This window comes from Streptomyces sp. NPDC014995, assembly GCF_043080745.1.
In the GTDB taxonomy this organism is placed as follows: domain Bacteria; phylum Actinomycetota; class Actinomycetes; order Streptomycetales; family Streptomycetaceae; genus Streptomyces.
Window position 1 is genome coordinate 26618 of sequence record NZ_JBIBVX010000005.1, and the last position, 19634, is coordinate 46251.

The 19634-nt window shown below is 74.0% G+C and carries 16 protein-coding genes; 7 read left to right on the forward strand and 9 right to left on the reverse strand.

All coding sequences use genetic code 11. The features are described 5' to 3' along the window. Positions 1-43: 43 nt before the first annotated feature. Positions 44-1375, reverse strand: coding sequence for an ABC transporter substrate-binding protein (locus tag ACF1A1_RS11895; protein WP_391999105.1), 1332 nt, complete (start codon positions 1373-1375; stop codon positions 44-46). A gap of 271 nt (positions 1376-1646) precedes the next feature. After that, the gene (locus ACF1A1_RS11900) at positions 1647-2780 is read right to left on the reverse strand and encodes an ROK family protein (protein ID WP_391999106.1); all 1134 of its coding nucleotides are present in this window, start codon (positions 2778-2780) and stop codon (positions 1647-1649) included. 322 nt (positions 2781-3102) lie between these two features. On the opposite strand from ACF1A1_RS11900, the gene ACF1A1_RS11905 reads away from it, so the two are divergent. From ACF1A1_RS11905 to ACF1A1_RS11925, 5 genes are all read left to right on the forward strand, one after another. After that, positions 3103-4002, forward strand: a complete 900-nt coding sequence (locus tag ACF1A1_RS11905) for a BadF/BadG/BcrA/BcrD ATPase family protein (RefSeq protein ID WP_391999107.1) — start codon at positions 3103-3105, stop codon at positions 4000-4002. Positions 4003-4519: 517 nt separating this feature from the next. Continuing rightward, positions 4520-6436, forward strand: coding sequence for a phosphatase PAP2 family protein (locus ACF1A1_RS11910; protein WP_391999109.1), 1917 nt, complete (start codon positions 4520-4522; stop codon positions 6434-6436). A gap of 491 nt (positions 6437-6927) precedes the next feature. After that, positions 6928-7851: a MurR/RpiR family transcriptional regulator gene (locus ACF1A1_RS11915; RefSeq protein WP_391999110.1), complete on the forward strand. Its 924-nt coding sequence runs from the start codon at positions 6928-6930 to the stop codon at positions 7849-7851. Between the two features lie 300 nt (positions 7852-8151). Further along, on the forward strand, positions 8152-8532 hold the full coding sequence (locus ACF1A1_RS11920; RefSeq protein WP_365457383.1) for a hypothetical protein: 381 nt from the start codon (positions 8152-8154) through the stop codon (positions 8530-8532). Between the two features lie 151 nt (positions 8533-8683). After that, positions 8684-11017, forward strand: coding sequence for a SpoIIE family protein phosphatase (locus tag ACF1A1_RS11925; RefSeq protein ID WP_391999615.1), 2334 nt, complete (start codon positions 8684-8686; stop codon positions 11015-11017). A 25-nt stretch (positions 11018-11042) separates the two neighbouring features. Here ACF1A1_RS11925 and ACF1A1_RS11930 read toward each other — a convergent pair whose 3' ends face one another. Further along, complete coding sequence (locus ACF1A1_RS11930) at positions 11043-11681, reverse strand: peptidoglycan-binding protein (protein ID WP_391999111.1); 639 nt, start codon at positions 11679-11681, stop codon at positions 11043-11045. A gap of 59 nt (positions 11682-11740) precedes the next feature. Beyond that, complete coding sequence (locus tag ACF1A1_RS11935) at positions 11741-12568, reverse strand: hypothetical protein (protein WP_391999113.1); 828 nt, start codon at positions 12566-12568, stop codon at positions 11741-11743. 148 nt (positions 12569-12716) lie between these two features. On the opposite strand from ACF1A1_RS11935, the gene ACF1A1_RS11940 reads away from it, so the two are divergent. After that, positions 12717-13289, forward strand: coding sequence for a MarR family winged helix-turn-helix transcriptional regulator (locus ACF1A1_RS11940; RefSeq protein ID WP_391999115.1), 573 nt, complete (start codon positions 12717-12719; stop codon positions 13287-13289). Positions 13290-13363: 74 nt separating this feature from the next. Then, positions 13364-14212 (forward strand): bifunctional methylenetetrahydrofolate dehydrogenase/methenyltetrahydrofolate cyclohydrolase, encoded by an 849-nt coding sequence (locus tag ACF1A1_RS11945; protein WP_391999116.1) that lies wholly within the window; start codon positions 13364-13366, stop codon positions 14210-14212. A 2-nt stretch (positions 14213-14214) separates the two neighbouring features. On the opposite strand, the gene ACF1A1_RS11950 is transcribed toward ACF1A1_RS11945, so the two are convergent. From ACF1A1_RS11950 to ACF1A1_RS11970, 5 genes are all read right to left on the reverse strand, one after another. Beyond that, complete coding sequence (locus ACF1A1_RS11950; protein WP_391999118.1) at positions 14215-14907, reverse strand: gamma-glutamyl-gamma-aminobutyrate hydrolase family protein; 693 nt, start codon at positions 14905-14907, stop codon at positions 14215-14217. Continuing rightward, a complete protein-coding gene (locus ACF1A1_RS11955; RefSeq protein WP_391999119.1) occupies positions 14904-16394 on the reverse strand; it encodes an aldehyde dehydrogenase in 1491 nt (496 codons plus the stop codon). The genes ACF1A1_RS11950 and ACF1A1_RS11955 overlap by 4 nt, the downstream gene beginning before the upstream one ends. Positions 16395-16459: 65 nt before the next feature. Further along, positions 16460-17905 (reverse strand): APC family permease, encoded by a 1446-nt coding sequence (locus ACF1A1_RS11960; RefSeq protein WP_391999120.1) that lies wholly within the window; start codon positions 17903-17905, stop codon positions 16460-16462. 232 nt (positions 17906-18137) lie between these two features. Beyond that, a complete protein-coding gene (locus ACF1A1_RS11965) occupies positions 18138-18752 on the reverse strand; it encodes a TetR/AcrR family transcriptional regulator (protein WP_391999122.1) in 615 nt (204 codons plus the stop codon). A 31-nt stretch (positions 18753-18783) separates the two neighbouring features. Then, positions 18784-19629, reverse strand: coding sequence for a fumarylacetoacetate hydrolase family protein (locus ACF1A1_RS11970; RefSeq protein ID WP_391999124.1), 846 nt, complete (start codon positions 19627-19629; stop codon positions 18784-18786). Positions 19630-19634: the final 5 nt, after the last annotated feature.

Genomic DNA, 19634 nt, shown 5'->3' on the forward strand with positions numbered 1-19634 from the left:
CATCTCCCTGGCCCTCTCCCGGTGTTCGGACGTGCGGCGCGGCTCAGCCGCCCAGGATTCCCGCCGCCTGGTCGAAGAACTCGCCCAGCTGCGCCTTGATCGTCTTCTTGCCGAAGGCGATGGCGAGGTTCGACTGGAACAGCAGGTCCCAGATCTGGTCGGCGCCCTGCGGCGGGGCCGCCGGGGCGGGCAGGTCGTCGGTCGCCTTCGAGACCCGCTTGGAGAGGTAGTCGGCGACGTCCATGTTCCGCTTGTCGGTCTCGTCCAGCGCACCGGCGATCAGGGCGCGGGCCTTCTCGGTCGGCGGGATGCCGCGCTGCAGCATCATGTCCTTGATGGCCGTCTCGTCCTGGGCGAAGAAGGCCATGATCTTCACGGAGTCGGCGATCCGCTTGCTCGCCTTGGTGGCGCTGAGCAGCACGCCGCCGTTGACGTAGTTGCCCTCACGGGCGCCGGACCAGTCGCCCTGCGGGGTGGGCAGGAAGTCGAGGGTGGCGTCGGTGACGGAGCCGCCCGCGCCGTAGACGCCGGAGTCGAAGGTGATCAGGGCCTTCCCGAGCACCACGGCGTTCTTGGGGAGGTTGTTGTGCGCGGCCGAGGTGATCGCGGGCGCCGGACAGGCGTTGACCTTGCGCATCTCGGCCCAGTACTCCCACCACTCCTGGAGGGTGGCCGGGGTGAAGCCGAGCTTCTTGCCGTCCGTGGTGAACAGGTCCTGGCCGTGCTCGCGGGCGAAGATCTCGAAGGCGTTGAGGGTGCCGCCACCGCCGTCGTCGACACCGTGGATCTTGCCGCCGCTCTTCTTGTGGACGTCGACGGAGATCTTCTTCAGGTCCGCCCAGGTCCACTCGCGGTCGGGGAAGGTCAGGCCGAGGTCCTCCAGGCCGCTGCGGTTGACCGTGAGCTGGCTGATGCCGATGCCCGAGGGAACGCCGTAGAGCTTGCCGTCGACGGTGCCGGCCGCGAGCAGTTCCTTGGAGAAGCCGGTGAGGTCCAGGGACTTGCCGACGTACTCGTCGAGGGGGGCGATGACTCCCTTGCGGGCGTACTGGGCGACCAGCGCGCGGTCCATCTGGAGCAGGTCGGGGGTGCTGCCGCCGGCGACGTTGGTGTTGAACTTGTCGAAGTACCCGTCGTAGCCGGAGTAGGTCTCCCGGATCTTGATCTTCGGGTTCTTCTCCTGGAAGTAGGCAAGCGCCTTCTTGTAGGCCGCGTGGCGTTCGTCGCTGCCCCACCAGGTCATGGTCAGGTCGCTGCTGGTGCTGCCGGCGCCGGTTCCTCCGCTGCACGCGCTGAGCGAGCTGCCGAGCGCGCCGGCGACGGCGAGACCGCTCGCGGTGCGGAAGAGGGTTCTGCGCGAGATCTGGTGACCCACCGGGTCCTCCCTGGAAGTGCGTGACGGATTTCCCGGCCGGTCGCTGCGGCACGGGCGTTCTGCTCGGAATGGCGCCTTCCGGGGGTGCGGCCTCGCCCGGCCGCGCCATCCTGCTGGGTGCGGATCCCCGGCCGCCATGGCCGTCGTCACACGAGCACGCCCTCGCGTGGCTGCCGTACCTCGGGTACGGGCGGGAGGCTCACCCCAAGTCGGCGTCCCGGCCGACTTAGAAAGCGCTTGTCCGGACATTGGCAGACCGAGTCGGAAGCCGTCAATCCTTCGTCCCCGCCGCCTCGGTCACGGTTTGGACTCCCCGGGCCACCGCGAGCCGGGCCGCCCCCACGACGGTGCCGAGGTCCCCGACCGTGCTGCTGACCACCTCGGTGGGCCAGCTCAGCCGCGCCAGTTCGGCCCGCACACCGGGCAGGAGCTGCGGGTACGCTCCGGTGCTGCCCCCCAGCACGATCAGTCCCGGGTCCAGTACGGCGGTCACGGCGGCGGCGAGCCGGCCCACGTCGACGGCGTGGCGGTCGACGACCGTGCGGGCGGCGGCCCGGCCCTCTCCGGCCAGCGCGAAGAGCCGCTCGGTGGTGCGCGGGCGCGGCCCGTCGCCGTCCTGCCAGGCCTCGGCGGCCCGCCGCAGCAGGGAACGCGCGCCGATGTACTCCTCCAGGGCCTCGAGGCGGGGCTCATGGCCGACGGCCCAGGGGTAGGGCAGCCGGGCCAGCTCCCCGGCGGCGCCGTTCGCGCCGCGCAGCACCCGGCCGCCGACGACGATGCCGAGGCCGATGCCCACGCCGATGCGCAAGTAGCCGAAGGTGTAGCGGCCACGAGCCGCACCCTCGTGCAGCTCGGCGAGCGCGGCGCAGTTGACGTTGTTCTCGACGTGGACGGGAACGCCCGGCGGCAGCGCGACGGCCACGGCGTCGAAGACGGGACCGGCCTTGGCCGTCGCGGGACGCGTGCCGGTGCCCTCCTCCCCGCGCGCGGTGACGTCACCGACGGCGACGACGATGGCCCGCAGCGGGGCGCCGGCGGGCAGCCTGTCGAGCGCCTCGCGCACGACGTCGGCGGCGTCCTCCCGGGAGCCGGTGGCCTCGGCCAGCAGGGTGCCGTCCAGGGCACAGCCGCGTACCCGGGTGAGGGCGGGGCCCAGGTCGACGGCGAGCACGGCGCCCGCGGCCGGCCCGAGACGGTAGACGGCGGCGGAGCGGCCCGTGCCGCTGGAGGAGGTGCCGGAGTGGGCGGCGAGCCGCACGCTCTCGAGTTCCGCGACGGCGGAGGACACCGTCGGCTTGGACAGGCCCGCCAGGCTCGCGAGTTGCGGCCGGGTCGCGCTGCCCGCCTCGGCCAGCACGGCGAACACCGCGCTCGCGCTCTCGGTCAGGCGGGGGGCTCTTGCCACGTCGTGTTCCACAGTTCCCCCACTCAGGTCACGGACCGCACTCCGGAGGCGATGGTCCCGGCGGAATACGGCGATGGGATGCACGGCGTCACGCGTTCCCCGCCCCGGGGACAGCCCCGGACGGGCCCGCCCCGGGGGGTCGAGTGCGCGACGACTCTTGACGCACTGTACTTCGTTAGTTAACTTCCTAACGAACGTCACGGTACTCGCCTGCCGTATCCGTCAGAAGCCCGTCCCGGGGCTTCCCGAGTTCGTCAACCGCCCCTCTCACCGGCACGGTTCGCCCGCCGTCGCAGCTCAGCGCAACGACGAAAGAGGACCCGTGCTGGACTCCGCGCCCCTCGTGGTCGGGATCGACGTGGGCGGCACCAAGACGCACCTGCGCGCGCTCACCGGCGACACCCCCGTGGCCGACCACGTCCGCACGAGCGGTGGCTGGCGGCCGCACGACCCGGTGACCGCTGCCGGGTGGCTGGCCGCACTGGTCGCCGACACCCTTCCGGCGGGCGCACGCCCGTCCGCCGTGGCCGTCGGCGGGCACGCCTGCGAGACCCCACGCCAGTGCGCGCAGATCCGCACCGCGCTCCAACTCCACTTCGCCGCCCCCGCGCTGGTCGTGGGCGACGCCCAACTCCTCGTCCCCGCCGCCGGGCTGGACCGGGGCGCGGGTCTGGTCGCCGGCACCGGCTCGGTGGCCGCGGGGCGGCTGCCCGACGGCACCGCCGTGCAAGTGGGCGGCTGGGGCGCGGTCCTCGGCGACGAGGGCGGCGCGGCCGGCCTGGTCCGGGAGGCGGCACGGGCCGTGTGGGCCGCGCACGACCGCGGGGAGGAACCCGACGCCCTCGCGCTCGGGCTCGTCGCCGCGTTCGGTGTGCCCGAGGTGCCGGCGCTCGGCGCGGCGCTGGAGGGCGCCTCGGACGTCTCCGCCGAGTGGGGCCGGCGCGCCCCCGCCGTGTTCGCGGCCGCCGCCGACGGCTCTCGGCTCGCCCGCACCGTGATCGCCGAGGCGGGCGAGGCGCTGGCCGCGCTCGTCGCCCGGCTGGCCGCCCGCGGGGTCCCGGTCGACGACGTGGTCGTCGCGGGCGGCACGATCCTCGCCCAGCCGGCGCTGTACCGGGCGTTCACCACCGCACTCGCCGGGGCCGCACCCGGGGCGCGGGCGCGACCGTTGCACGTGCCGCCGGTGGAGGGCGCGGTGGCGCTTGCACGGGGGCTGCTGTGACGGCCGGCTGCGCCTCGGCAAGCAGCGGGACCCTCCCGCACACCGGAGCAGTCAGGACCACCGCACACCCGCACTCGCCCGACGGCGGGAGGCGCTCGCCTGGTGGCTGCGCGGCCTGGCCGCGGGCGTCCTCGCCTTCGCCGGGTTCGCCCTTGGGTCATGGCGGTGCGGCGCAGCCCGTCGCTCAGCGCCGCACAGCCAGGTTCCCCCACTGCCGGCAGGCAGCCGTACGCCCAACCGGCGACGGGCTCCCCGCACCGCCACGCCCCCGGCCCACCCCCCCACCCACGCGCACGCGGGAACCCCCACCGCACCCGCATCCACCACGACCCCCGCGCCCCCGTTCACCCGGGAGACACGCCACGGCCGCCGGCCCCTCACCGCCGAGTCACACCCCGGCCGTAGATCTTCGCTCGTACGCACCTTCCGGCTCACAGCTTGTCAAAGTCCTTCAGAACCGCACCGGATCCCACGTCCTCCCCGGCCGCACGGCCGAAGAACTCACGAGAGGCACACCATGCCGTCACCCGCCGGGCACCGCACTCACTCGGCCGTGAACAGAAGAGGCTTCCTGAAGGCCTCCCTGGGCGGTTCCGCCGCCGTGGTCGCCGCCCCGACCCTCGTCTCCTGGCTGGGCGCCGCCGACGCGAAGGCCGCGACGGCCGCCGCCGCGTTCGTCGACGACTACCGGACGAACGTCCTGACGAACCTCACGCCCGAGACCAACGCCGTGGTGCGGATCCTCGGCGGCATGGCCGAGGTCTGGAAGACCGGCTCCGCCTGGAACACCGGCACAGCGCTGCGCCCCGAGGTGCTGCGGGCCAACATGCGCTACTGCGCCCGCGTCACCGCCACCCGCACGGAGGCGCAGGCGAAGGAGGCGTTCCTCTACGACCGCCAGCACCAGAGCTACTCGGTGATCGCCGCCCTGGGCCCGCTCGCCGGCCTCTACAAGGCGGGCGCCAGGGCGGTCACCTCGATCACCAGCGCCCCGGACACCACGCCCCCGACCACGATCAGCGACGCCGTGCCCGCCGACGCCCCGGCCGGTTCGGCCATCGGCGCGGGTTCGCACACCTCGGACCTCGGGCAGGTCGCCAGGCTGGTCGACACCGTGCGCGGCCCCTTCGCCTCCAGCAACCCCGGCAAGTTCGCCTACCAGTACCCGCGCCCGTGGCGGATGAACGAGGACAGCCAGGTCGTCGACACCGGCAGGACCGACGCGTTCGGCTTCCCGGTCTACGACTCGAACGTGATCGTCGCCCCGCAGCTGCTGCGCCAGCGCGGCGGCTCGCCCGCCGACGACGGCGGCTACCCCAGCGGGCACACCAACGCCATCCACCTGGCCGCCCTGGCGTTCGCGTACGCGGTGCCGGAGCGCTTCCAGGAGCTGGTGACCCGCGCCTTCGAACTCAGCCACACCCGAATCGTCTCCGGCATGCACTCCACCGTCGACGTCATCGGCGGCCGCGTCATGGCCACCGCCCTCGCCGCGGCCGCCCTCGCCGACCCGGCCAACGCCGGGCTGAAGAAGGCGGCGCGCGACCAGGCGCTGGCGTACTTCACCGAGAAGACGGGCACGACGGCCGACACGCTGTTCGCGTACGCCCACTCCGACGCGGGCGACCCCTACGCCGACCGGCGAGCCAACGCCCGAGCCGTCGAGCCGCGCCTGACCTACGTGCTCACCCGGGAGGGCCGCGACCAGCCCCTCACCGTGCCCAAGGGCGCCGAGGTGCTGCTGGAGACGCGGCTGCCGTACCTGGACGCGGCCCAGCGCCGTGAGGTGCTGCGCACGACCGCGCTGCCCTCCGGCTACGTACTGCTGGATGGCTTCGAGCAGTGGGGCCGCCTCAACCTGTTCGCGGCGGCGGACGGTTACGGCTCCTTCGACTCCGACGTGACGGTCACGCTGGACGCGTCCGCGGGCGGTTTCCACGCGGCCGACGCCTGGCGCAACGACATCGACGGCCGGGGCGGTCTGACGAAGCGGGGCACCGGCACGCTCACCCTGACCGGCCACAACCGGTACACGGGCGGGACCGTGGTGGAGGACGGGGTGCTGGTCTGCGCGTCCGCCCACGCGCTGGGCCACGGGGACGTGCGGGTGCTGGGCGGGACCGTGCGGATCGACGAGCCGGCCCAGGTGCACGGGCTGTTCGCGCAGGAGGCCGGCACGCTGGAGCCGACGCTGCGCGCGGGCCGGCACAAGGCGGTCCTGACGGTGACCCGGCGGGTCGTGCTGGGCGAGGGCAGCGTGCTGTCGCTGCGCCTCGACCCGGAGAAGCCCCCGGCGGCCGGGAGCACCGTGCGCGTGCTCGGTGCCCCGGCACTGCGCGGCCGCTTCTCCCGCGTCGAGCTGAACTCCGACACGCTGCGGGCCGTGCCCGTGTACACGGCGGACGGCCTGTCGGTGCGACTCCTGAAGCGGTAGCCCCCCGGAGCCGGTGCGCGGCGGACCGACAGACCTGCCGCCCACCGGCTCCCGCCCCCGGCCCCACCGCCGGACGGAACGACCGCGAGCCCCCTGCGCCCGGCCCTCGGACCCGCTGCCCACGAAAAGGCGATCAGCGAAGCCGCCGCCCCTCGCCCCGCCCCCAGCGCCTCCCGACCCACCCCTCGCCCCACCCGGCTCCCCCCACTCCCCCACCCGGTGCCCGGCACCCCGCTCCTCCCCACACCTCCGGCGCTCCCGACGCTCCCGGCCACCCCACACCCCCGACGCTCCCGGCCACCCCTCACCCGCACCGCCCGCCGGCCCGGCTGGCCGGCCGGCCCTCTCGCCCGCCCGCCCTCTCGCCCGCCCGCTCCGACGGCGTCGTCGCCGAACCCGCCGCTCACCGCCCGTGGCGTCCCTCACGGCGCCCGGGCGGAACAGGGCCGTGAGCTATGTTGAGCGTCGTGGGAGACAAAGGAGGAGGACCGGTGCCATCGCCTCAGCAGGCACGCGCACAGGCGACCACGATCACCTCGGGCAAGACCGCTCCGGAGGCGGAGGGGTCCCCCACCTCCCGGCTCCGGGCCCTCTTCGACGGGCCCCATCTGTCCCCGGGGCAGCGGCGTATCGCCCAGTACCTGATCGAGCACATCACCGAGGCGGCGTTCCTGTCGATCACCGACCTCGCCGACCGCGTCGGCGTCAGCCAGCCCTCGGTGACCCGGTTCGCGGCCGCGGTGGGCTTCAGCGGTTACCCGGCGCTGCGCGAGAAGCTCCAGTCGATCGCGCTGGGCACCCTCGCGGGCGGTCCCGCGGCGGCCGAGGTGAACCGGAGCAACGAGCTCCAGGCGGCGGTCGACGCGGAGATCGAGAACCTGGAGAACCTGCGCCGCGACTTCGCCGACCCCGACCAGGTCATCGACGTCGGCCGGCGGCTGTCGGCGTCGACGCCGCTGACCATCCTCGGCCTGCGCATCTCCGCCTCGCTGGCCGAGTACTTCGCCTACGCCGCCCGCCGTATCCATCCGGACGTGCGGCTGGTGACCCGGGGCGGCAGCGTCGCCTACGACGCGTTGTTGCAGTCCCGGGAGGCGGGCGGGACCTGGGTGCTGGCGTTCTCGATGCCCCGGCACGCGCAGGAGACGCTGACCGCGGTACGGGTCGCGCGCAGCGCCGGCCTCAAGGTGGCGCTGGTGACCGATCTGGCGCTGGGACCGGTGGCCGACGAGGCCGACGTCACCTTCGCCACCGGCACCGGCTCCCGGCTGGTCTTCGACTCCTACGCGGCCCCCGGCGTGATGGCGGCCGCGCTGCTCCAGGCGATGACGGACGCGGGTCCGGAGCGCACCCAGGCGCGCCTGGAGGAGTACGAACACATCGCCGAGGAGCACCAGTTCTTCCTGAGGGAGTGAGCCGTCCCGTCCACCCCCCTGCACGAAAACGCACAGACGGATCATTGTCGACATTTCGCGCATGAATGTTTTCATACGTCTTGCAAAGGGGTCGGCATATATAAATACTGCTCACGGCCGCACCCGCCCGCCAAGGGCTCGAGTACGGGCACCCGAAGCCGCCGTCCCCTACCCGCGTCGGCGCCTCGGGAGTCCGGGGCCTCGCCGGCGCGAGGGCCCGTGGCGGCTCCGGTCATCCCCTAGACCGGGGCCGCCCCACAACGTCGGACCACCCGTCCCGACGCCGCACACCCGGAAGCGATGATCATGCCCCTGACGACGACGCGCATCAGCCCGGACTGGCCGTGCCAGGTCAAGACGCCGGGCAGCTACGACTGGGAGCGCTCCGCGGCCAAGTGGCTGCGCGAGCTGGTGCCCGCGCGCTACGCGAGCTACCCGGCACTGCTGCGCCACCCCGTGCTGCTCGCCCGCCACGCGCAGATCCAGGTCCAGCACGAGATCCGCGTCGCGCGCACCGCCCTGCAGACCGCGCGCGCCGACCTGCCGCGGCTCGGGATGCCCGAGTCGGTCATCGAGCACACGATCAAGCTGTACGCCGCCGAGGTCCTGCAACTCCAGCACATCGCCCGCAGCGTCCGCGCGGTGACCGAGGCCCTCGTGGACAGCGGTTCGGGACGCTGAACGGCGCCCTCCGTTCCGGGGCCCCATCCGGACATCGTCGCTGGCGAGAGCGTTGCCGCGCAAGACCGCGATCGATCGCCCACCGGTGTGCCATGCTCGTGGCGTGACGAGCGAACCCGCCCGGCCCGCCGAGCCCGGAGCCGTGCCCGACATGGCGGCCCTGACCCGGGTCGTGGCGCGCCAGCGCGCCGAGATGGACCGGCTTCAGGATCTGGCGGCCACCTCGGCCGTGCTGGAGCGCGCCAAGGGTGCCGTGATGGCCCTGACGGGCTGTTCCCCGGACGCCGCCCAGGAGGAGCTGGAGCGGCGGGCGAAGCAGGCGCGGCGGACGGTGCTGGAGGAGTGCTGGATCACCCTCGGCAGCCTGGGATCACCCAGCCGCACGGCCTCCGGGCCCGCCGCGGCCGACGCCGTCCTGGACGGTCCCCCGGCGGAGACCGAAGCCCGTGCCGTCGCCCTGGGCCGGCTCGGTCAGGCGCTGGTCCGCGTCGGCGGTCCGCAGGACCTCGCCCGCTGCCTGCTGGAGCAGCTCGCCCCGGACACCGGCGCCGACGCGGTGCTGCTCTTCACGCGGCTGCCCTCCGGCGGACTGGACCTCGTCGGACACGCCGGCATCGACGAGGCGCTCGCCGGCCAGTGGAGCCGCGTGCCGCCGCTGACCGGGATCCCCGCGCTGGAGGTGCTCGACGCCGGACAGCCGCGCTGGCTGGAGGACGTCGAAGCGGACCGGAAGCGGTATCTGCTGATAGGGGAACCGTCCGAGCAGTGGCCGACCCGGGCCTGGCTGCCGGTGGCCACCGGGGCGTCGGCCGACGTCGCCCTCGGGATACTCCGGCGCCGGACGGACCCGTTCACCCCCGAGGTGCGCCACCACCTGCTGGCCGCCGCCCGGTTGTGCGCCGGGCCGCTGCGCATGTTCGGTCCCCGGCACGGCCACGCCGTCGGGGCGGACGCGGACGCCGTGCAGACCGTGTTCGACCGGCTGCCCGCGGCCGCCGTCCTGCTCACCCCGCTGAGCTCCGCCTCGGGCCGGATCGAGGACTTCCGTATCGACGCCGCCACGGCCGGGACGTCCGACGAGGTCGGCCGCAGCGGCCGTGAACTGGTCGGACTGCGCTTCCTGGAGTGCTGGCCGACCGTGACCGGGGAGCCGCTGTGGCAGGGCTGCCTGGACGCGCTGGCCTCCGGACAGCCGTACGAGAGCGAGCCGTTCGCCCGGCAGCGGGTCGTGGCCGGGGTCAGCGAGCTGGCCACCTACTCGGCACGGGCGGCGAGGCTGGGCGACGGGCTGGTCGTCAGCTGGGTCCGGCACGATCCCTCGGACCGGCAGGAGCAGCGGCTCGCCGACGTGCAGCGGCTGGGCAACCTGGGCTGGGCGAACTGGAACCTGGTCACCGGCGAGGTGATCTGGTCCTCCCAGGTCTTCACCATCTTCGACCGCGACCCCGCGCTGGGCGCCGTGCCCCTCGCCCGGCTCCCCGCCCTGGCCCTGCCGGAGGAGACACCGGTCGTGGCCCGCGCCGTCGGCGAGCTGGTGCGGGAGGGACGGCCGTGCGACGTGCCGTTCCGGATTGTCACCCGGCAGGGCATCCGGCATCTGCGGGCCGTCGCCGAGGCGGTCGCGGACGCCGACGGCACGCCCGTCGAGGTGCACGGCTTCGTGCAGGACCTGACCGCGCAGCGCAACGCCGAACTCGCCCTCGTCGCCAGCGAGCGGGCCATCCTCACCCAGCACGGCGTGCTCCAGGCCGAGCGGTCGGTGGCCGCCCGGCTCCAGGACGCGCTGCTGCCCCTGCCGAAGAAGCCCGTCCGGCTGGCCGGGCTGCGGGTCGACATCGCCTATCTGCCCGCGCAGTCCGGGCTCAACGTCGGCGGCGACTGGTTCAGCGCCATCGAACTGCCCGACGGGGACGCCCTGTTCGTGGTCGGCGACGTCGCCGGGCACGGCATGGACGCCGTCGCCGCGATGGCCCTGCTGCGCTTCACCGCCAAGGGCATGATCATCACGGGTTCGTCGCTGACCGGGGCGCTCGCCCGGCTCAACGCCGTGCTGCTGCACTCCCGTGACCCGCACGGCTCCGCGACCATGGTGCTGGCCCGCTACAACCGGCGCGAACGGCGGCTGGTCTGGGCGCAGGCGGGCCATCCGCCGCCGCTGCTGGTGCGCGACGGCGAGGCCCGTTACCTCGCCCGGCCCTTCGGGATGCTGCTCGGCGCGAGCGACACCCCGCGCTACGAGGAGGCGGAGTGCCGCCTCGCGCCCGGCGACCGGCTGGTGCTGTACACCGACGGGCTGGTCGAGCGGCCCGCGGAGAGCATCGACCGGGGCCTGGAGCGGCTCGCCCGCGCCGCCGCCACGCCCGCGACGGCCGGGCCCGCGCCGCTGGAGCGGCTGCTCGGCGCGATGCTGGAGCCCGAGCGGCGGGACGACGTGTGCGTGCTCGACATCCGGGTCCCGCGGGACGGGGAGGAGACGGCCGGGTAGGCCGGCCGGTCCGGCGCCCGCCGCCTCAGCCGGTGCGGGACTCCAGGTCACGGCGGGTGTCGTCGCCGTAGACGCCGCTCTCGTCGCCGCGGATGCCGTACCAGACCTGGAACCGGGCCACGGCCTCGGTCAGGACGCTGTCGTAGCGGCCGTCGGTGGGGCCGTCGGCGTAGACGTCCGGGATCCGTCGCAGGCGTTGCTGGAGGTCGGTGACCTCGGGCCCGGAGTCGCCCTCGCGAAGGGTGCCGGCGCCGTCGGGATCGGTGGTGGCGGGCGGCGGGCCGGCCGGGGTGGTGGCCGGTGCGGGAGTGGCCGCCGGGGGTGTCCGCGCGGCCGCCTCGTGGTCGCGGCCGGGCAGCAGCAGGGCACAGGCGAAGCCGGCGAGCGCCGCCGTGAGCACGACGACCGAGGCGACCGCGGCGCGATGCGGTCCGGCGCCGCGCTCCCGCGGCGCCTTCCGCCGGCCCACCGCCGGGAGTTCCTCGGTCTCGGCCTCCCTGCCCGGCTGCCGGTCCGGCACGCGGACGGCTTCGTAGGGGCCGGTGTCCTCCGTCATCTCGCGGAAGAGGTCCGCGAGGGCGTCGGTGTTGCGCGGCCTGAGCACCCGGATGGGTTCCAGGACCGGGCGTTCGTGCGGCTGTCCCGGTTCGTCCGGTGTCGGCACGCTGCTCTCCCTCCGTCCCGTGTCCCCGGGGAGAGATACGTGCGCGGGCGCGGCTGGGTTCAGCCGGCGAGGAAGCGGTGCAGGGAACGGGTCATCGCGGCGACGAAGGCGTCCCGTCCGGCGTCGTCGAGGGCGTCCAGGGACAGGTACGGGTTGAGGTCCTCCAGCTCCACCAGCAGCAGCTCGCCGTCGGGGGCGCGGCAGGCGTCGACGCGCTGGATGCCGTGCGCCAGGCCGTTCCAGTCGACGAAGCGGCGGGCGAACTCCACGTCGCGCGGGGTGACGTCGTACGGCTCCAGCTGCCAGCGGCGGTCGGGGTGCGGGGCGTACAGGGCGTACTGGAGGTCGTGGTCGACGAAGTAGAAGGAGACCTCGTAGGCGAAGTCGACGCGGGGCTGGACGAGGGTGGTGCCGTCGGCCAGCGCGGGCAGGGCGTCCGCGGTGACCGTCCGCATGCCGATGGAGTCGGCGCCGAGCTTGGGCTTGACGACGTAGCGGTCGGTCTCGGGCAGGCGGTGCAGGTCCTCGGCGCGGTCGACGGTGGGGATGACGGGGAAGCCGGCCGCGCTCAGGTCGAGGAGGTACTGCTTGCCCGCCATGTCGGCGCGGCCCGTGAGCGGGTTGTAGACGCGGGTTCCGGCACTCAGCGCGCGCTCGCGGAAGGCGTCGTACGCCTGCTGGTGGCCGAGGACGGGACCGCTGTTGCGGACGACGACGGCGTCGAAGGCGTCCATCAGCGCGGCCGCGTCCCGGGGGTGGCACAGGGCGAGGTCGAAGTCGGTGCGCAGCCGGGAGGTGAGGAGGACGTCCTCGTCGCCGTAGCGGCGCCCGCGGGCCGGGTACGCCAGGTCGGTGACGTAGAGGAGGCGGGGGCGGGCGGCGGGCATGCGGGCTCCTCGGCGGTTGTGCGGTGCGGGAAGCGTACGCGGAACCCGTGGGCGGTCTCGCGCGGGCCCCGGCCTCCGTACAATTTGAGGCCGAACGACTCGGGGTCCGGTGACGGCCTCCGGGGGAAGCCATGCGAAGGAGCCGCCCGTGCCCGGCCAGCGTTCCATCACCGAAGCCGAGAGGCTCGCCTCGGCGAAGCTCGGCGGGATCCCGATCCGCCGGGAGCAGATGGCTGCCGTGGCGAACATCCACCGCGCCGCCTCGGCGGTGCGCCAGCACGTCGAGAACTCCGTCCTGCGCGGTTCGGACCTGACCTGGACGGCGTTCGTGGTGCTGTGGGTCGTGTGGGTGTGGGGCGAGTCGGAGACCCGGCACGTGGCGGAGGAGGCCGGCATCTCCAAGGGCACGCTCACCGGGGTGGCCCGCACGCTGGAGTCGCGGGGGCTGCTGCGGCGGGCCGGGCATCCGACCGACGGCCGGCTGGTGCTGCTGAGCCTCACCGACAAGGGCGAGGAGCTGATGGTGCGGCTGTTCCCCGAGTTCAACGAGGAGGAGGCGTTCGTCACCAGCAGGCTCTCCGACGACGAGTGCGGCGCCGTCGCCGACGCGCTGCGGCGGATCGTGCTCCAGGTCGAGGAGCACGGCGAGGAGCGCCGCCGGGCCCTGCTCGACGGGGCGGAGCCGGCGCCGCGTCGCAGCGGGCGCCGGCCCCGGTCCTGAGATCGGCGGGCGCGAGCGGGTCGTACGATGACAGGACCGTCTGTCTCTCTTCTCCCGAAGGGCTCCTGCCTCCCGTGACCACCGCGACACTCCTCGACGGCAAGGCCGCAGCGGCCGACATCAAGAACGAACTCGCTCTCCGCGTCCAGGCGTTGAAGGAGCGCGGCATCACCCCGGGGCTGGGCACGATCCTCGTCGGCGACGACCCGGGCAGCCGCTCGTACGTGGGCGGCAAGCACCGGGACTGCGCGCAGGTCGGCATCGCCTCGATCCGCGTGGAGCTGCCCGCCGACGCCTCGCAGACCGATGTGGAGGCCGCGGTGCTGCGGCTGAACGCCGACCCGGCGTGCACGGGGTTCATCGTGCAGCTGCCGCTGCCCGCCCACATCGACACCCACGCCGTGCTGGAGCTGATCGACCCGCTCAAGGACGCCGACGGGCTGCACCCGACGAACCTGGGCCGGCTGGTGCTGGGCATACCGGGGCCGCTGCCGTGCACCCCGCGCGGCATCATCGACCTGCTGCGCCGCAACCACGTGGCGATCACCGGCCAGCAGTTCTGCGTGATCGGCTGCGGTGTCACGGTGGGCCGTCCGCTGGGGCTGATGCTGACCCGCAGCACCGAGCACGCCACGGTGACCCTGTGCCACGAGGCCACCCAGGACACGGCCGCGCACGCCCGGGAGGCGGACGTGGTGGTGGCCGCCGCCGGTGTGGCGCACCTGGTGAGGCCGGACTGGATCAAGCCGGGCGCCACGGTCCTCTCGGTGGGCCTGACCCGCACGGTCGAGGGTGTCCTCGGTGACGTGCACCCGGACGTCGGTGACATCGCCGGGTCCTTCGCGCCGCCGATCGGCGGGGTGGGGCCGATGACCCGGGCCATGCTGCTGACCAACGTGGTCGAGGCCGCCGAGCGGCTCTGACGTCAGCGCGCCGCCGACACCAGGGCGTCGAACAGACCCTGCTGGGCGGGGTCCTGGTGGGCGGTGTCCTCCGGGTGCCACTGCACGGCCGTGCACCAGCCCCGTGCGGAGGGAAGCTCGAGCGCCTCGACCGTGCCGTCGGCGGACGTGGCGGTGACCGTCAGGCCGGCGCCGAGCCGGTCGACGCGCTGGTGGTGGTAGCAGGAGACGTCCGCCTTCTCCTGGCCGACGGCCGCCGCGAGGAGTGTGCCCGGCGCGATCCGCACCGGGTGCACGCGGTGCCGGTGGTCGCGGTCGGGGCCGCCCATGTCCTGCTCCAGGGTGCCGCCGAGGGCGACGTTGACGACCTGGAGGCCACGGCAGACCGCCAGCAGGGGCAGGCCCGTGTCGAGGGCGGTGCGGGCCGCCGCGAGGTCGAAGGCGTCCTGGAGGTCGTCGACGTCGTAGACGGTGGCGTGGGTGTCGGGGGCGCCGTAGCGGTGCGGGGCGAGGTCGCCGCCGCCGGGCAGCAGCAGGCCGTCGAAGCGGGCGAGACGGTCGGCCACGTCAAACGGGTCGGCCGGGTGGACGGTCACCGGTTCGCCGCCCGCCCGCCACACCGCCTCGATCAGCGCCCGGGCGTTGACCTCGGCGGCGAAGCGCAGGGCGGAGGTGGTGGCGGCGAAGCGGGCGGGCAGGGCGATGAGGGGTCTCACAGCTGGATCCAGGTGGTCTTGAGGTCGGTGTACTTCTCCAGGGCGTGCGCCGACTTGTCGCGGCCGTTGCCGGACTGCTTCATGCCGCCGAAGGGGACGGTGAGATCGCCCTCCTCGTAGCAGTTGACCCACACGGTGCCGGCCTTCAGGGCGCGGGCGGCCCGGTGGGCCGTCGACAGGTCGGCGGTCCACAGGCCCGCCGCCAGGCCGTACTCGGTGGCGTTGGCCAGGCGGACGGCCTCGTCGAGGTCGTCGAAGGCGAGCACGGTCAGGACCGGGCCGAAGATCTCCTCACGGGCCAGGCGCATGCCCGGGTCGACCCGGTCGAAGACGGTGGGCTCCAGGTACGTGCCGCCGGTGCCGGTGAGGATCCGGTCGCCGCCGGTGCGCAGGCGGGCGCCCTGCTCGCGGCCCGTGCCGATGTGGTCCAGGACGCGGCCCAGGTGGTGCTCGCCGGCCAGGGCGCCCATCTCGGTGTCCGGGTCGAGCGGGTCGCCGACGCGCAGGGTGCGGGCCCGCTCGACGACGGCCTCGGTGACGCGGTCGGCGATCGAGGAGTGCACCAGGAGGCGGGAGGGGGCGGTGCACATCTCGCCCTGGTTGAAGAAGATGCCCCAGGCGGCGGTGGCGGCGGCCCGGTCCAGGTCGGGGGCGTCCGGGAGGATGATGTTCGGTGACTTGCCGCCCAGTTCGAGCCAGACCCGCTTGAGGTTGGAGTCGGCGGCGTAGCGCAGGAAGTGGCGGCCGACGGCGGTGGAACCGGTGAAGGCGAGCACGTCGACGTCCGGGTGCAGGCCGATCGCGCGGCCCGCCGCCGGTCCGTCGCCGGTGACGACGTTGAGCACGCCGGGTGGCAGCCCGGCCTCCGTGCCGATGCGGCCGAGCAGGAGGGCGGAGAGCGGGGAGAGCTCGGAGGGCTTCAGGACGACGGTGCAGCCGGCGGCGAGCGCCGGGGCGACCTTCCAACTCGCCAGCGTCAGGGGGAAGTTCCAGGGGACGACGGCGCCGACGACGCCCGTCGGTTCCCGGGTGACCAGGGCCAGGGCGTCCGCGGCGGTGTGCGGCGACTCGTCGGTGAGCTTGTCGGCGAGCTGGCCGTAGAAGCGGAAGGTGGTGATGGCGGCGCGCAGTTCGATGGCGTACGCGTCGCTGATCGGCTTGCCCATCTCCAGGGTGACGGTGAGGGCGAGCCGTTCGCGCTGTTCCTCGAGGAGTTCGGCGACGCGGAGCAGGACACGGCCTCGGTCGGCGGGGGCGAGGCGGGGCCAGGGGCCGGTGTCGAAGGCGCGGCGGGCGGCGGCTACGGCGAGGTCGACCTCGGCGGCGGTCGCGTCCGCGACCCGGGTGAGGAGGCTGCCGTCGCGCGGGGACACGACCGCGAAGGAGGGGCCCGCTCCGGGTTCGTCGGCGCCGTCGATGTGGTGCTGGTCGGGCAGGTCCAGGGCCTTGGCGCGGTCCAGGAGTGCGTCGTGGGTGAGAGCCGGCATGGGGGTCCTTGGGGAGAGTCTGCCCGGGGGCTCGCTGGGAAGCGGGCCACCGGCGCGGGAATACGTCAGCGGGCGCGCACCACGCGGGCGGTCACGGCCCCGAGGAGCAGGACCGCGGGGACGGCGAGGACGAGCCGGGTGGCCGTGGCGGAGTCACCGCCGATGAGGGTGGTGAAGTTGGCGAGGACGACCCAGATGACGGCGGCGATGCCGAGAGCGCCCAGGGCGGGCGCGACCAGGGTGTGCCACAGCCGGGTGTCGAGGCGCTCGCGGCGGAAGAAGACGATCACCGAGACGGAGGTCAGGAAGTACAGCAGCATGCAGGCGAGGACGCCGACTCCGCTGAACCAGGAGAAGAGGGTGAGGACGGGGTCCTTGCCCGCGGCGGCGAACGGCACGACCAGCAGCACGGCGAGCGCGGTCTGCACGAGGCCGGCCGCCCACGGCGCGTGGCGCCGGTTGACCGCGCTCAGCCGGCCGGGGAGCAGACCCTCGCGGCTGAGGGAGAACAGGTAGCGGTTGGCGGAGTTGTGGAAGGCGAGGATGCCGGCGAAGAGGGAGGTGGCGAGCAGCACGGGCAGGACGTCGTTCACCCAGCCGCCGAACTGCTCCGCGACGGGCGCGAAGACGAAGACGGTGGAGTCGCCGTCGGCCAGGGCCTTCCCGGCGGCGTCGGTGGCCCGGGAGGCGCCGTAGGAGGAGATCAGCATCCAGGAGGTGAAGGCGAAGAAGCCGGTGACGACGGCGACCGACAGGTAGGTGGCGCGGGGCACGGTCCGGTGCGGCTCGCGGGCCTCCTCGCCGTAGATGGCGGTGGCCTCGAAGCCGAACATCGACGCCACGGCGAACATCAGGGCCACGCCCGGCGCGCCCTGGAGGACGGCGCCCGGGGAGAAGGTGTCGGCGACGCCCAGGCCCTCCGGGCCGCCGCCCTGGAAGAGGGTGACCAGGCCGAAGGCGAGCAGGATGCTGAACTCGGCGAGGACGAACACGGCGAGCACCTTGGCGCCGAGTTCGATGCCGAGGGCGCCGAGCACCTGGACGACGGCCATGGTGACCAGCGCCCAGACCCACCAGGAGACGGTCACGCCGGTGTAGTGGGCGACCAGGCCGCTGACGGTGAAGCCGTACAGGCCGTACATCGCGGCCTGGACCGTGCAGTAGGCGAACAGTGCCACGGCGGCGCTGCCGCTGCCGGCGGTGCGGCCGAGGCCCTTGCCGATGTAGGTGTAGAAGGCGCCCGCGTTCACGACGTGGCGGCCCATCGCCACGAATCCCACCGAGAACAGCAGGATCACCGCGCCCGCCACGGCGTAGGCGGCGGGGGCGCCGGGGCCGTTGCCGACGGCCACGGCGATCGGGACGGCGCCCGCGATGCCGGTGAGCGGCGCCTGCGCGGACAGGACGAAGAAGAGGATGCCCAGGACACCCAGGGCGTTGCTTTTGAGGGTGGCCGCGGTGCGCGGGGCCTCACCGGCCCGCGGGGCCGCGTCGACCGTCTGACTGTCCACTCTGATCACCTGCTGAGGGAAGGGGAGGATGTCGTTTTGAGCCAAACGAGTTGCCTCATGGTGGGCCGGAACTATCCATCTGGCAAGGGGTGGGGAAGAGGAAATCCCGCGGGCGGGGAATCCCTGCAGGGCCGTGACCGGGCAGGGCGGACAGCCCTCTGACGGGGTGGGCCGAGGCCCGCCCGGCCGCGGGCGGACAGGCCCGCCCGCGGCCGGGCGGGCGCCGTGTTCCTCAGGCGCGGCCGGGGCCCTCGCCCAGCTCGCGGAGCAGGGCGCGCAGCTCGGCGAGCGCCTCCTCGGTGACGTCCCGCTCGCCGAAGACGAGCTGGTGCAGCACCAGGCCCTCCAGCGCGGCGAAGACCAGCCGGGACAGGCCCCGGTCCACGCCGCCGGGCAGCATCTGGGACAGCTCGCGCCGGGTGGCCTCGAAGTACTCCTCGTACAGGCCCCTCAGGTGCGGCAGCAGCTCGGGCCGGCGCCGGGCCTCCAGCAGCAGCTCGTACTGGAACGCCTGGAGGTCCGGCCTGGACTCCACCATGTCCGCGAGCCCCACGGAGAAGTCCTCGGCCCGGCCCGTGCCGGGTTCCAGGGCACTGCTGCTGAGGGAGGAACGGATGGCGTGGGTGAGCGCCTCCTCGATCAGCGCGTCGCGCGAGCCGAAGTGGTGCACCACGAGCCCGTGGGTGACCCCGGCCTCCTCCGCGACGGCCCGGTAGGTGAGCCGGCGCAGACCGCCCCGGGCGACCACGCGCACGGCGGCGTCGAGCAGGGCCTCGCGGCCCGCGCCGTAGTTCCTGACGCGCTTGCGGGGGCGGCGCCCGGCGGCGGGCTCGACAGGCTCGGTCATGGCCCCGACCCTACCGACGCCGCCGCCGCGCTCAGCGCTTCGGGGCCCTGATGCCACGGAACTCCCAGTCGCCGCCGAGCGCGGTGGACAGCACCTCCTCGGACTCGGTGGGCTGCGCGCCGACGTCGGTGCGGACGGGGGTGGGCCCGGTGACGATGTGGTTCGTCAGGCGCCCCAGGCCCTCGACCTCCACCTCGACGACGTCGCCGGGCCGTACGGGGCGGGAGTTGGCCGGGGTGCCGGACAGCAGCACGTCGCCGGGGTACAGGGTGATGGTGCGGGCGATGTCGGCGACGAGGTAGTGCATGTCCCACGTCATCTCGTCGGTCGAACCGTCCTGGACCACCTCGCCGTTGACGTAGGTGCGCAGTCGCTTGCCGTGGAAGTCCCAGTCGGTGACGAGGCCGGGGCCGAGCGGGCAGAGGGTGTCGGAGCCCTTCACGCGGAGCATGGAGCCGGCGTCGGTGTCGCGGAAGTCGTGCAGGCCGTAGTCGTTGGCGACGGTGTAGCCCGCGATGTACTCCCCCGCCTCGTCCCGGGAGATGTTCCGCGCGGTCCTGCCGATGACGATGGCGACCTCGCCCTCGTAGTTGAGCCATGAGCAGCCCTCGGGACGCACGATCGCGCCCCCGTGCGAGTTGAGGGACGAGGTCGGCTTGTGGAAGTAGGTGGGGGTGCCGGGAAGGCCGATCCGGAACTCCTCCACCCGGCTGCGGTGGTTGAGGTGGACGGCGATGATCTTGGAGGGGACGACCGGGGGCAGGTGCCGGGCGTCCTCGATGGCGACGCGGCGGCCGTCGCCGGCGACGAGTTCGTCACCGTCCCGGACGGTCTCGACGACGGCGCCGTCGAGGAGGATACGGCGGTGTTCGGGCATGGAGG